Source organism: Lysobacter gummosus, from assembly GCF_001442805.1.
Taxonomy (GTDB): Bacteria; Pseudomonadota; Gammaproteobacteria; order Xanthomonadales; family Xanthomonadaceae; genus Lysobacter; species Lysobacter gummosus.
In genome coordinates this window covers 1,888,708-1,900,459 of record NZ_CP011131.1, presented here as the reverse complement: position 1 = coordinate 1,900,459, position 11,752 = coordinate 1,888,708, and the positions used below count along the sequence as shown (strand labels likewise).

The following is an 11,752-nucleotide window of genomic DNA, read 5'->3' as shown; positions in this document are numbered from 1 at the left end:
CGGCTCAGTCTGCGACCGGGACGAAGGCGGGATGGGCCGCGCCGAGCCGGTGCCGCAGCCCGGCCAGGGCCGGATGCGGCGCCCATTGCCGCTCGCCGAGCCGCGCCACGGGCAGGATACCGCGCACGGCGTTGCACAGGAAAATCGCCTCGGCGCGTTGCAGATCCTCCGGGTTCAGGCGCTCGACGCGGGCCTGGGCGATCTCGAGCAGGAATTCGCGGCAAACGCCGGCGACGCCGCAGCGATCCAGCGGCGGCGTGCGCCACTGCCCGTCGATCAACGCGAACACATTGGCCGCAGTCGCGCAGACCACCTCGCCGGCCCGATCGCGCAGCAGGCCTTCGTCGATCGCCGGATCGTCCCATTCCGCGCGCGCCAGCACCTGTTCGAGCCGATTGCAGTGCTTCAGGCCGGCCAGGGCCGGCTGCTCGGACAGGCGCAGATCGCACCAGCGCAGGGTCAGCCCCGAGGCCGGCGGCGCCGGCGGCAGCGGGTGGCGCGACAGGACCCAGATCGGCCGCGCCTGCGCCGGCGGCGCGTAGCCGCGCCCGCCTTCGCCGCGGCTGAGGATCAGCTTGAGCACCGCATCGGCGCCGTCGAGCATCGCCGCGGCCTGCTCGCGCACGCAGTCCTGATCGGGCAGCGCCAGGCGCAGGCGCTGGGCGCCGCGCGACAGCCGCGCCCAATGCGCGTCCCACCACGGCAGCTGGCCGCGATGCGCGCGCAGGGTTTCGAACAGGCCGTCGCCGTAGGCGTGGCCGCGGTCGAACGGCGACAGCGCGTCGATGCGCTGATCGCCGCGGAAAACCCGGGCTTGGTTCATGGCGGCGGTCGTCATGGCGGGCATCCTACGCGTTGCCGCGCGGGTTGTAGAAACGCGTTGCGCGAGAAACCCGCGGCCGCTAAAAACGACAAGGCCCGCGCGGACCGAAGTCGGCGCGGGCCCGGTCTTGCGCGCTCGCGGTCAGATCCGCTTGAACACCAGCGTGCCGTTGGTGCCGCCGAAGCCGAAGCCGTTGGACACGGTGATATCGACCTTGGCGTCGCGCGCGGTGTTGGGCACGTAATCCAGGTCGCAGCCCTCGCCCGCTTCGTCCAGGTTGATGGTCGGCGGGATGATGTTGTGATGCAGGGCCAACACCGAGAAGATCGCCTCGGCGCCGCCGGCCGCGCCAAGCAAGTGGCCGGTCATCGACTTGGTCGAGCTGACCATGGTCTTGTAGGCGTGGTCGCCCAGCGCGCGCTTGATCGCCAGCGTTTCGGCCAGATCGCCGAGCGGCGTGGAGGTGCCGTGCGCGTTGAGGTAACCCACTTCGTCGGCATTGATGCCGGCGTCCTTGAGCGCGGCGACCATGCAGCGCGCCGGGCCTTCGCCGTTCTCGCTGGGCGCGGTCATGTGGAACGCGTCGGAGGTGGCGCCGAAACCGGCCAGCTCGCAATAGATGCGCGCGCCGCGCGCCTTGGCGCGCTCGTACTCTTCCAGCACCAGGATGCCGGCGCCGTCGCCGAGCACGAAGCCGTCGCGCTCCTTGTCCCACGGCCGCGAGGCGCGGGTAGGATCGTCGTTGCGCGTGGACATCGCCTTCATCGAGCAGAAGCCGCCGACCGAGGTCGGCGAGGAGCCGCGCTCGGCGCCGCCGGCGACCATGACGTCGGCATCGCCGTACTGGATCATGCGCATCGCCATGCCGATGGAATGGTTGGACGTGGCGCAGGCCGAGACGGCGGAGAAATTCGGCCCCTTGATGCCGGTCAGCAGCGAAACCTGGCCGGGCAGCATGTTGATGATGGTGCTGGGCACGTAGAACGGCGAAATCTTGCGCGGGCCGCCTTCGTGGTACTTGATGGTCTGCTCTTCGATGCCGAGCAGGCCGCCGATGCCCGAGCCGATCAGCGCGCCGATGCGCTCGGCGTTGGAATCGTCGACGACGATGCCGGCATCCTGCAGCGCCATCAGCGATGCGGCGACGCCGTAATGGATGAACTCTTCCATCTTCTTCGCGTCCTTCGTGCTCACCCCGAAGCGGGTGATGTCGAAGTCGCGTACTTCGCCGGCGATGCGGGTGGTGAACAGCGCCGGATCGAAATGAGTGATCGGGCCGATGCCCGAGCGGCCGTTGACGATGCCATCCCAGCTGCTGGCGACATCGTTGCCCAGCGGGGAGATCAGGCCGAGGCCGGTGACGACCACGCGGCGATTGAAGGAACGGTTGGACATGCAGCGTTACCTCTGTTGAATCCGTCTGCGTACGCTACGCCGGCGTACTGACCGGCCGTAAAAGCACGGGGCCGCAATGCGGCCCCGAGTTGTTGCTCATAGATCGGTCACGATGCATGCGCAACGGTTGCCGCGCGAGGACCACACGCGTTTCAGGCACGTGTGGCCTTCGCTCAGGCGCCTTACGACTTGACGTGCGCCTTGACGTAATCGATCGCCTGCTGCACCGAGGTGATCTTCTCGGCTTCTTCATCCGGAATCTCGCACTCGAACTCTTCTTCGAGTGCCATCACCAGCTCGACGGTGTCGAGCGAATCTGCGCCGAGGTCGTCGACGAACGAAGCGTTGTTGGTGACTTCTTCTTCCTTGACGCCGAGTTGTTCGACCACGATCTTCTTGACGCGTTCTTCGATGCTGCTCATGGATGTTGCTCCTCCCGTGAGGGGTTTTTCGATGGAATAGTCTAATGGAATCGAGAGGTTTCGCGAGGCCGGCCCCCGGCCTGTTGGAAACCCCTTAGGGTTCAATCGCTTACCAGCCTACGCCAAGGCGTCAGGGCATGTACATGCCGCCGTTGACGTGGAGTGTTTCGCCGGTGATGTAGGCCGCCCCGGGGCTGGCCAGGAACGCCACCGCCCGGGCGATGTCGGCCGGTTCGCCGAAGCGGCCCAGCGCGATCTGGTCGAGCATGGCCTTCTTCGCGTCCTCGGGCAGCTCGCGGGTCATGTCGGTGTCGATGAAACCGGGCGCCACGACATTGACCGTGACGCCACGGCTGCCGATCTCGCGCGCCATCGATTTGCTGAAGGCGATAACGCCGGCCTTGGCCGCGGCGTAGTTGGCCTGGCCGGCATTGCCGGTCACGCCGACCACCGAGGCGATATTGATGATGCGGCCCTTGCGCGCCTTCATCATCGTGCGCATCACCGCCTTGCTGGTGCGGTAGACGCTGCTCAGGTTGGTGTCGAGGATGGCCTGCCAGTCGTCGTCCTTCATCCGCATCAGCAAGTTGTCGCGGGTGATGCCGGCGTTGTTGACCAGGATCGAGATCGCGCCGATGTCCTTCGTGACGCCGTCGATCAGCGCCTCGATCGAGGCGGCTTGCGCCACATCGACGACGCGTCCGTGGCCGCCGTGCGCGGCCAGGCGCGCGGCGATGGCCTGAGCGCCGGCCTCGCTGGTCGCGGTGCCGATCACGGTCGCGCCTTGCGCGGCCAGTTCGTCGGCGATGGCTGCGCCGATTCCGCGGCTGGCGCCGGTCACCAGGGCGATTTCGCCCGAAAGCGGGGGGGTGCTCATGCATTCACTCCGTTCAAAACATACTCCGGTGCGGGCTGGGACGGCGCGCGGACGCGAGATCGGGCGGGCCCCGATCCTGTCGGGTTACGGCTGTCGGCCCAGCGCCGCGGCCGTCGCCGCGAGGGCGCCAGGCCGGACGATGTTGCGACCGCAGCAAAGCGTACAGGCTGGGAAGGGAGTTGAGTAGCGCGCGCGGGACCGCCCGGAGGGCCGCGCCGGGCCGTGTCACGGATGGAATACGACCGCGCGCGCAGGCGGTCTGTGCGCTGGTCGCACACATCGCTCAACGTGACCCAGGGCGCGTACGACCGCGCCACGGCCCCGCAATACTCGCCGTTCAGCATGATCGAATCGGCGCCGCCGTTAGCGCGCGCGCCGTCGCTGCCCTTCCCCACCCCACTCTTCCTTCCGAGGCGCGAGCCATGACCGCCAGTCGCAGACGTTACGAAAACAAGGTAGTGCTGATCACCGGCGGTGCCACCGGCATCGGCAAGATCACCTCGACCGCCTTCGCCCACGAGGGCGCGATGGTGGTGTTCACCGATCTGTCGGCCGAACACGGCCCGGCCTTCGAGGCGCAGCTTCGCGAACACGGCGGCCAGGCGCATTTCGTCCAGTCCGACGTTACCGACCCGGTCCAGTCCGAACGCCTGGTCGCCGACATCGCGCAGCGTTTCGGCCGCCTGGACGTGGCGGTCAACAACGCCGGCGGCATCCTGGCGCCGGACGAATTGGGCACGGGCGTTCACGACACCCTGGAAGAGGGCTGGGACCGCAATATCGCCTTGAATCTCAGCGGCGTGTTCCTGGGCATGAAGTACCAGATCCGGCAGATGCTCAAGCAGGGCGGCGGCGCCATCGTCAACACCGGCTCGATCGCCGGCATGGTGGTCGATGTGGACTTCACCAGCCTGTCCTACAGCACCGCCAAGGCCGGCATGATCCACATGAGCAAATGGGCGGCGGTGAAGTATGCGAAGGACCATATCCGGGTGAACGTGGTGGCTCCGGCGGCGGTGGCCACCGAAGCGACCAAGGCCTTCCTGAGCGATGAAATGAAGTCTTTCCTGGCCGGCCAGTCGCCGATGCAGCGCATGTCCGAGCCGGAGGAAATCGCCAACGCCACCTTGTGGCTGTGCTCGGACGAGGCTTACGGCGTCACCGGCGTGACCTTGCCGGTGGACGGCGGCATCGCGGCGAAATAAACGCGACGCGCTCGCGCGGCTCAGCGCCAGTCGGCGAGCGCGCTCTCGAATTCCGCCGGCGTTCCGATCGCGCGGCCTTCGATGGCCTTGTCGATGCGCTTGACCAACCCGGACAACACCTTGCCGGGGCCGCATTCGGCGATGCGCTCGACGCCGCGCGCCGACAGCGCCTGCACGCAACCGGTCCAGCGCACCGGCAGATACAGCTGGCGCACCAGCGCCTCGCGGATCGCCTCGAGGCTGTCGTGGACCTGGGCATCGACGTTCTGCACCACCGGCAGCGCCGGCGCGTGCCAGTTCAAACCGGCCATGGCTTCGCCCAACCGGTTGGCGGCTTCGCGCATCAGCGGCGTATGCGAAGGCACGCTGACGGCGAGCTTGACCGCCTTGCGCACGCCGGCCTCGGCCAGGCGGATCAGCGCCTTATCGACCGCGTCGGCATGGCCGCCGATCACGATCTGGCCCGGCGAGTTGTAATTGGCCGGCACGACGACTTGTGCGCCCGACACGGCCTGGCAGATGTCCTCGACCAGCGCGTCCTCGGCGCCGAGCACTGCGGCCATCGCGCCGACGCCGGCTGGCGCGGCTTCCTGCATCAACTGGCCGCGCAGGCGCACCAGATGCGCGCCGTCGCGCAGCGACAAGGCGCCGGCGGCGACCAGCGCGGTGTATTCGCCCAGGCTGTGACCGGCCAACACCGACGGCTGCGCGCCGCCTTGGGCCTGCCACACGCGCCACACCGCCACGCCGGCCGCGAGCAGTGCCGGCTGGGTGTATTCGGTGCGATTGAGCATTTCTTCCGGGCCGCCCTGGCTCAGCGCCCACAGGTCCGCGCCGGCACCGTCGCTGGCTTCGCTGAACGCCTCGCGGACTTGCGGATGCAATTCCGACAACTCGGCCAGCATGCCCAGCGATTGCGAGCCTTGGCCCGGAAAAACGAAAGAAAGTCGCTGATCGCTCACGCGTGCTGCCGAATCGGTGTGGAGGGCGAATGATACGGGCGAAAAGCGGCGATCGTCTGTACCCGGCGGTACGGGGTCACGCAGCGTCGCAAAGTGACGTGAGCGGTGATGGAGCAATCGAACCGGCGCATGGACCTAGCGTCAACAACAACAACCCGCAGCAGCCCTCCCTCTCCCGCTTGCGGGAGAGGGCCGGGGTGAGGGATGAGCGCCGCAGGCGCGAATGCTCTTGCTCTTAAGGTGAGCCTCCCCCCCGGCCGAGCACCCTCACCCCACCCCAAAGGAAGTCACCTTGAGTGGCACGCAGGAGCGGGCTCAATCAACGATTGCCAACTTGCGCAAAGCCAACGCGATTTCGCGCGCGCACGAACTCTTTCAGCGACTTCCACTGCATGCACGCATCGCATTACGCGCGTGACGCCCGACGTGCGCACACGAAAACGGCGGCTTTCGCCGCCGTTCGCTGGAATCCGGATGCTGTCGCCGAGAGCGCCACGGCGCCCTCGCCGGACTCAGTAGCGCAGCAGCGCCGAGCCCCAGGTGAAACCGCCGCCGAACGCTTCCAGCAGCAGCAACTGGCCGCGCTGGACCTTGCCCGAGCGCACCGCTTCGTCCAGCGCCAGCGGCACCGAACCCGAAGACGTGTTGCCATGACGGTCCACGGTCACGATCACGCGGTCCATCGGCATGTCCAGGCGCTTGGCCGTGGCTTCGATGATGCGCAGGTTGGCCTGGTGCGGGATCAGCCAGTCGATTTCGTGACGATCCAGACCATTGGCTTCCAGGGTCTCTTCGACCACCGAGTCCAGGGCCTTGACCGCGTACTTGAACACTTCGTTGCCGGTCATCAGCACTTTCACGCCGGCGTTGTGTTCTTCCGGCTTGAAACCGACCGAAACGCCGACCGGATTCCACAACAGCTCTTTCTTGCCGCCGTCGGCGTGCAGATGAGTGCTGAGGATGCCGGTTTCGCTGTCGGCCTTGAGCACCACCGCGCCAGCGCCGTCGCCGAACAACACGCAGGTCGCGCGGTCGTTCCAGTCGAGCATGCGGGTGAGGGTTTCCGAGCCGACCACGAGCACGGTCTTGGACGCGCCGGAACGGATGAACTTGTCCGCGACGGTCAGCGCATAGACGAAACCCGAGCAGGCCGCATTGACGTCGAACGCCGCGCAGCCGTTGGCGCCCAGGCGGTGCTGCAACAGGCAGGCGCTGGACGGGAAAATCAGGTCCGGGGTGGTGGTTCCGAAAACGATCAGGTCGATCTCGGAGGCGTCCACACCGGCGGCTTCAAGCGCGCGCGTGGCGGCATGGAAGGCCAGGTCGACCGTGGTCTCGCCTTCGGCGGCGACATGACGCTCGCGAATGCCGGTTCGGCTGACGATCCATTCGTCGCTGGTTTCGACGAATTGAGCGAGGTCGGCGTTGGTCAACACCTTTTCCGGCAGGTAGCTGCCGGTACCCGCAATACGGGCGTAAATCCGATCTGTCATCACCACTCCGCGGAGTTGCCGTATGGCGACCCGAGCGGTTGGCGTCGTTCGATCGGACGCAGACCCGCGCGGACCACCGGAAAACAGGACCGCCAGCCTGAGCTGGCGGTGGAACGAGGCCGCGGCGGCCGCAGGTCTGTTGTCACGCGGACGCGTCCGGTGAGGACGGTCCGATCGGTGCCGGCCCGATGCGATGACGCATCGTCTCCGGCCCAGATCGGCGGCGACGCGCACCCGTCGGGGGCGCGGCGCGGCGTGCGGGAAGAGGCTTACTCTTCGTCGGCGACCGTCGAGGACTTGGTGTCGATGACCTTCTTGCCACGGTAGTAACCGTCGGCGGTCACGTGGTGGCGGATGTGGGTCTCGCCGGTGGTCGGGTCGGTGGCCAGCTGCTTGCTGGTCAGCGCGTCGTGGGCGCGGCGCTGGCCGCGGCGGGACGGGGAAACGCGGGACTTCTGAACAGCCATGATCTTGCTCCGGAAAAGCGGTCGAAACCTGAGGTGGATAGCGTTAGCCCGATTAGCAGGAGCTTGCTGACTCGCCTGCAGGTCGGAGTGGAACGATGTGAAACGAATACTTGCGTCAGTTCTTTTTCTTCAGCGAGGACAGTCCCGCGAACGGGTTGACGCTGTCCAGCTCGGCCTGCGGGGCCGGCCAGTCGGCTTCGACCGCCTCGCTGCCCGGCGCTATCGGCACCACCGGCACGGCGAGGATCAGCTCGTCCTCGACCAGTTCCGCGGCCCGCAGCATGCCGTCTTCGGGCATCAGCAACGGCTCGTAACCTTCCGGCAGCGAGGCTTCGTCGGCCTCGTCGCGGATCAGCCCCAGGCGCTGGACGATCTGCACCGGCAACAGGAACCGTTCCAGCGTGCGCTGGCACAGCAACGGCAGTTCGGTGTCGATCTTCAGCTCGACATAGGGGACTTTCAGTGAATCGCTGTCGAAATCCAGCGAGTAATCCACGAAGCCCTGCGTATCGAGCAGCACGCCTTGCAACCGGGTCAGGGCCGACAACGGCAGACGGCCTTCCACACCGCGCCGTGCCGCCACCAGGCGCCAGGCATCCAAAGCTTCGGGCACCCGCCCAGGTGGTACATGCGCTGACATAAGCCGCGGAATGTTAGAGACCGTGCGGGGCGCTGTCAAACCGTAAGCCCCGGCCGGCGCAGGGATTTGCCGCCGGCCGGGCCGGACGTGCAGACTTCCGGCCATTGTTCCCGCGTCGAGCCCCACCTTGACCAACCTCCTGTTCATGATTCTGGCCGTGCTGGTGGCGTCGTCCGTGGCCCTGCTGTTGTACCTGCCGGTGCGGCGCCAGCGGGCGATGCGCGAGGTTCTGGACGCCGCCGACGCGCTGGAAGCCCGCCTGCGTGCGGCCCGCGCCGAAATCGAAGCGGTCGCCGGCGACGAAGGCCGCGACCCGGTCGGCGACGCCATGCGCGAGATGCTGCGCCAGCGCCTGTGGCTGCGCGACCACGGCCGCCGCGCCAGCCTGAACCAGCTGGTCGAGGTGCGCGCCTCGATCGACGACGCCCGCAGCCGGATCGAGCAGCAGCTGAACAAGATCGAGCAGGCCCGCGCCGCGTCGCTGGCCTAATGGTCGCGACGCACTCTGAGACTGCACGACTGCGATAGCCATCCATCTGCGCGACGGGCCGTCCGGCGCGTCGCCCCGGGCGGTGGGATCGTCCGCGCCGCCCCCCCTCTTCTTTTGAGCTCCCGCATGCCCGCCCCTCTCCTGCTCGCCTCCACCTCGGTCTACCGCCGCGAACTGCTGACCCGGCTGGGCCTGCCGTTCGATGTCGCGCGGCCGGACACGGACGAAACCCCGCAGCCCGGCGAGGCCCCGGCCGCCCTGGCCCAGCGCCTGGCCGTGGCCAAGGCGGCGGCGGTCGCGGCCCAGCATCCGCAGGCCTGGGTGATCGGCTCGGACCAGGTCGCCGAGTTCGACGGGCGGCCGATCGGCAAACCCGGCAGCCGTGACGGTGCGCTGGCGCAACTGGCGGCGATGTCGGGCCGCGAAGTGCGTTTCGTGACCGGCCTGTGCGTATCGCGGCATGAGCAGGCGCCGCTGACGGCGCGGGACATTACCGTCGTGCGCTTTCGCCGGTTGAGCGGCGCGGAGATCGAACGCTATGTCGATGCCGAGCAGCCTTACGACTGCGCCGGCAGTTTCAAATCCGAAGGGCTGGGAATCGCGTTGTTCGATGCGATCGAATCGAGCGATCCGACGGCGTTGATCGGCCTGCCGCTGATCGCGACGGCGCGGTTGTTGCGTGAGGCGGGGTATTCGTTGCCCTGAGTGTTGCGGCAAAACGCCCGCGCAGCCCCGAAATCTTTTGCAGGAGGTGCTGCAGCCCCGATGCTTTTCGGTCAGTGGCTGCAGTGGCACCACTGCTGAGCGAAAAGCATCGGGGCTGAAGCCCCTCCCACAAAAGCCGCCCTCCCACAAAATCAGTCGCAGCCACAAAGCAAACTTCACCGGGCAACGCTCAGCGCCGCCCCACTTCGATCGGCTGCTCCGCCCAATCTTCGACACTGCCGTCGCGCCCATGCAGGCGCAGCCCCAGCCAATGTCGGCCTGCCGGCTCGGCGTCGAGCGCGACCTTGGCGGTGAAACCGACCTTGGGATGCTGCGGATCGCTCGAACGGCCGCCATCGGCGAGTTTCCAGTACTCGCGCACGCCCGGCAGTTCGCCGCCGTACTCGGCCTGGGCGACGACACGGCCGTCGAGCATCACCTCCACGCGCTGCAAACCGACCCCGTCCTTGAACGCCCAGCCGCCGACCTGGAATTCGCGCCCGATCTTGCTCCCCGCCGCCGGCGTATCGATCCAGGCCATTGCCGGCGTGGTGCACGCGCCTTCGCGCGGCTTGCCGTCGAAGGCGAACAAGGCGAAGCGCTGGCGGCCGTGATCGATGTTGATCGTCTGCGGCGGCGGCAGCGGCCCGACCATCGCGCACAAGTCGTGATAGCGCTGCAGCAGATTCTTGTATTCGACCTCGGTCACGCCGACCACCAACAGCACCGGCTTGCCGTCCCAGTCGGCGCGGCCGGCGCTGTGCAATCCCCACAGCCGCAGCTGCGGCGCGCGGCCGTGCTTGTGGTTGATCGGATGATCGAGCACGGCGATGCGCGGATCGTCCAGGGCAAAACCCAACTCGGCGCCGACCTTGAAATTGTCCGCGACGATGCGCGTGCCCGCCGGCATCGTCTGTTGCCGCGCGCGTACCTTGCGCGCCAGCTCGTCCCAGCCGGCGAAATTGGACGGATACCATTTCTCGCCGGCGCTGCGCGCGCGCAGTTCCGGCATCGACACCGCGACGTAGTAACCGAGCATCGCCAGCAAAGTCGCGCCGGCCAGTCCCGCGGTCAGACCGCGCGCCCAGCCGGGCCAGCGCGCCAACACCATCGGCAGCAGCGGCAGCAGCGCGAGGAATCCCGGCAACGGCCAGTGGAAGCTGACCCGCTCGGTGTCGGCGAAGAAACCCAGCACGAAGAAGCCCAGCACCACCAGGCTGCCCAGCAGCGCCAGATAGCGCGTCACCGGCGAGGGATCGCGCGCGCCGCGCCAGCCGGCGAGCGCGAGCGCGGCGAACAGCAGCGGAGTGACCAGCAGCGCCTGGATCGCGACGAACCACAAGCCATCGACATGGAACGACCACGGATGCCGTTCGACCAACTGGAAACGCAGGCCGGCGTCGGCGTTGTCCATGTTCCATGCCACCAACGGCGCCCAGGCCGAAGCGCCGATGGCGACGGCGATGATCACCCGCACATCGCGCAGCGCGCGGCGGCCCTCGGGCAGCAGCATCAGCGCGACGAAGCCGACTCCGATCACGGCGATGAAGCGGTAATGGCTCAACGCGCCCAGGGCGAGGCCGGCGGCGAGTTCGACCGCGCTGCGCGCATCGACCTCGCGCAACAGCCGCGCGCCCGCGTCCAGGCACAGCAAGGTCGCCAGCGCCATCATCGCGTCGGGCAAGGCGAGCACGCCCAGCGTGCCCGACAGCGGCAGCAGCAAACCGTAACAACCGGCGAGCCAACCGCTGCGCTCGCCGAATTCGCGCGCGGCGATGCGCGCCAACAGCCACGGCACCAACGCGGCGATCAACAAGAACGGCGCGCGCAGGGCCAGGGTGTGATTGCCGCCGAGCTCCACACCCAGCCGCGCCAGCCAGGCGGTCAGTCCGGGCAGGTCCGAGTACGCGGCGGCCGGATGACGGCCTTCCTGCCAGTAAAACGCCTCATCGACGAACAAGGGCAGCTTCGCGGCGACGGCGAGCTTGAGCAGCAACACCAGCGTCCACAGCGCCCAGAACACCTTGCGCATCGCGCTGGCTTCGTCCTTGTCCCGCATCGGCACCCGACCTCGCTACACTCTGGATGGATTTCGACCCGCCGCGGCGGCATCGGTTCGCGGCAGTTCGCGCTCCGTTCGCTTCCGCTGCCGCATGGCGATACGCGCTTTCGGGCGCGACCGCCGGCGACGGTTTGTTGACGCGCATCCCAGAAGTCCGGCATCGAGCCGCGCTTCGGGCTGTCTCGGCGCGAACCGCGCGCGATCATGCGAA

Annotated in this window: 12 protein-coding genes; 3 read left to right on the top strand and 9 right to left on the bottom strand. The window is 67.8% G+C overall.

All coding sequences use genetic code 11. From position 1 onward, the window contains the following. Window positions 1–4: 4 nt before the first annotated feature. The 4 genes from pabC to fabG all read right to left on the bottom strand — a co-directional run bounded on the left by pabC (window position 5) and on the right by fabG (window position 3,517). Window positions 5–838 carry an aminodeoxychorismate lyase gene (gene pabC / locus LG3211_RS07915; RefSeq protein ID WP_237049849.1) on the bottom strand — a complete coding sequence of 278 codons (834 nt, stop codon included), beginning with the start codon at window positions 836–838 and terminating at the stop codon, window positions 5–7. A 126-nt stretch (window positions 839–964) separates the two neighbouring features. Continuing rightward, entirely contained in the window at window positions 965–2,218 is a 1,254-nt protein-coding gene (gene fabF / locus LG3211_RS07910; RefSeq protein ID WP_057942357.1) for a beta-ketoacyl-ACP synthase II, read from the bottom strand. A gap of 182 nt (window positions 2,219–2,400) precedes the next feature. Further along, window positions 2,401–2,640 carry an acyl carrier protein gene (gene acpP, locus LG3211_RS07905; protein WP_031373652.1) on the bottom strand — a complete coding sequence of 80 codons (240 nt, stop codon included), beginning with the start codon at window positions 2,638–2,640 and terminating at the stop codon, window positions 2,401–2,403. Between the two features lie 130 nt (window positions 2,641–2,770). Beyond that, entirely contained in the window at window positions 2,771–3,517 is a 747-nt protein-coding gene (fabG, locus tag LG3211_RS07900; RefSeq protein WP_057942356.1) for a 3-oxoacyl-ACP reductase FabG, read from the bottom strand. A 422-nt stretch (window positions 3,518–3,939) separates the two neighbouring features. Here fabG and LG3211_RS07895 point away from each other — a divergent pair, with 422 nt between their 5' ends. Beyond that, a complete protein-coding gene (locus LG3211_RS07895) occupies window positions 3,940–4,722 on the top strand; it encodes an SDR family NAD(P)-dependent oxidoreductase (protein ID WP_057942355.1) in 783 nt (260 codons plus the stop codon). Window positions 4,723–4,742: 20 nt separating this feature from the next. Here the strand turns inward: LG3211_RS07895 and fabD are convergent, their stop codons facing one another. The 4 genes from fabD to LG3211_RS07875 all read right to left on the bottom strand — a co-directional run bounded on the left by fabD (window position 4,743) and on the right by LG3211_RS07875 (window position 8,284). Beyond that, window positions 4,743–5,627 (bottom strand): ACP S-malonyltransferase, encoded by an 885-nt coding sequence (gene fabD / locus LG3211_RS07890; RefSeq protein WP_425479967.1) that lies wholly within the window; start codon window positions 5,625–5,627, stop codon window positions 4,743–4,745. Between the two features lie 569 nt (window positions 5,628–6,196). Further along, on the bottom strand, window positions 6,197–7,177 hold the full coding sequence (locus LG3211_RS07885; RefSeq protein ID WP_057942353.1) for a beta-ketoacyl-ACP synthase III: 981 nt from the start codon (window positions 7,175–7,177) through the stop codon (window positions 6,197–6,199). Between the two features lie 269 nt (window positions 7,178–7,446). Then, complete coding sequence (rpmF, locus tag LG3211_RS07880) at window positions 7,447–7,644, bottom strand: 50S ribosomal protein L32 (protein ID WP_057942352.1); 198 nt, start codon at window positions 7,642–7,644, stop codon at window positions 7,447–7,449. Between the two features lie 115 nt (window positions 7,645–7,759). Beyond that, window positions 7,760–8,284 carry a YceD family protein gene (locus tag LG3211_RS07875; RefSeq protein ID WP_057942351.1) on the bottom strand — a complete coding sequence of 175 codons (525 nt, stop codon included), beginning with the start codon at window positions 8,282–8,284 and terminating at the stop codon, window positions 7,760–7,762. Between the two features lie 127 nt (window positions 8,285–8,411). On the opposite strand from LG3211_RS07875, the gene LG3211_RS07870 reads away from it, so the two are divergent. Together LG3211_RS07870 and LG3211_RS07865 are read left to right on the top strand one after the other, a co-directional pair. After that, a complete protein-coding gene (locus tag LG3211_RS07870) occupies window positions 8,412–8,774 on the top strand; it encodes a hypothetical protein (protein WP_057942350.1) in 363 nt (120 codons plus the stop codon). A gap of 126 nt (window positions 8,775–8,900) precedes the next feature. Beyond that, window positions 8,901–9,479, top strand: coding sequence for a Maf family protein (locus LG3211_RS07865; RefSeq protein ID WP_057942349.1), 579 nt, complete (start codon window positions 8,901–8,903; stop codon window positions 9,477–9,479). 190 nt (window positions 9,480–9,669) lie between these two features. Here the strand turns inward: LG3211_RS07865 and LG3211_RS07860 are convergent, their stop codons facing one another. Then, on the bottom strand, window positions 9,670–11,538 hold the full coding sequence (locus tag LG3211_RS07860) for an ArnT family glycosyltransferase (protein WP_057942348.1): 1,869 nt from the start codon (window positions 11,536–11,538) through the stop codon (window positions 9,670–9,672). Between the last annotated feature and the right edge of the window lie 214 nt (window positions 11,539–11,752).

Coding starts and splice junctions, on each gene's coding strand:
- fabF (WP_057942357.1), bottom strand. CDS start 2,218: ATGTCCAACCGTTCCTTCAATCGCCGCGTGGTCGTCACCGGCCTCGGC.
- LG3211_RS07875 (WP_057942351.1), bottom strand. CDS start 8,284: ATGTCAGCGCATGTACCACCTGGGCGGGTGCCCGAAGCTTTGGATGCC.
- fabD (WP_425479967.1), bottom strand. CDS start 5,627: ATGCTGGCCGAGTTGTCGGAATTGCATCCGCAAGTCCGCGAGGCGTTC.
- LG3211_RS07885 (WP_057942353.1), bottom strand. CDS start 7,177: ATGACAGATCGGATTTACGCCCGTATTGCGGGTACCGGCAGCTACCTG.
- acpP (WP_031373652.1), bottom strand. CDS start 2,640: ATGAGCAGCATCGAAGAACGCGTCAAGAAGATCGTGGTCGAACAACTC.
- LG3211_RS07865 (WP_057942349.1), top strand. CDS start 8,901: ATGCCCGCCCCTCTCCTGCTCGCCTCCACCTCGGTCTACCGCCGCGAA.
- LG3211_RS07860 (WP_057942348.1), bottom strand. CDS start 11,538: ATGCGGGACAAGGACGAAGCCAGCGCGATGCGCAAGGTGTTCTGGGCG.
- fabG (WP_057942356.1), bottom strand. CDS start 3,517: ATGAGCACCCCCCCGCTTTCGGGCGAAATCGCCCTGGTGACCGGCGCC.
- pabC (WP_237049849.1), bottom strand. CDS start 838: ATGACGACCGCCGCCATGAACCAAGCCCGGGTTTTCCGCGGCGATCAG.
- LG3211_RS07895 (WP_057942355.1), top strand. CDS start 3,940: ATGACCGCCAGTCGCAGACGTTACGAAAACAAGGTAGTGCTGATCACC.
- rpmF (WP_057942352.1), bottom strand. CDS start 7,644: ATGGCTGTTCAGAAGTCCCGCGTTTCCCCGTCCCGCCGCGGCCAGCGC.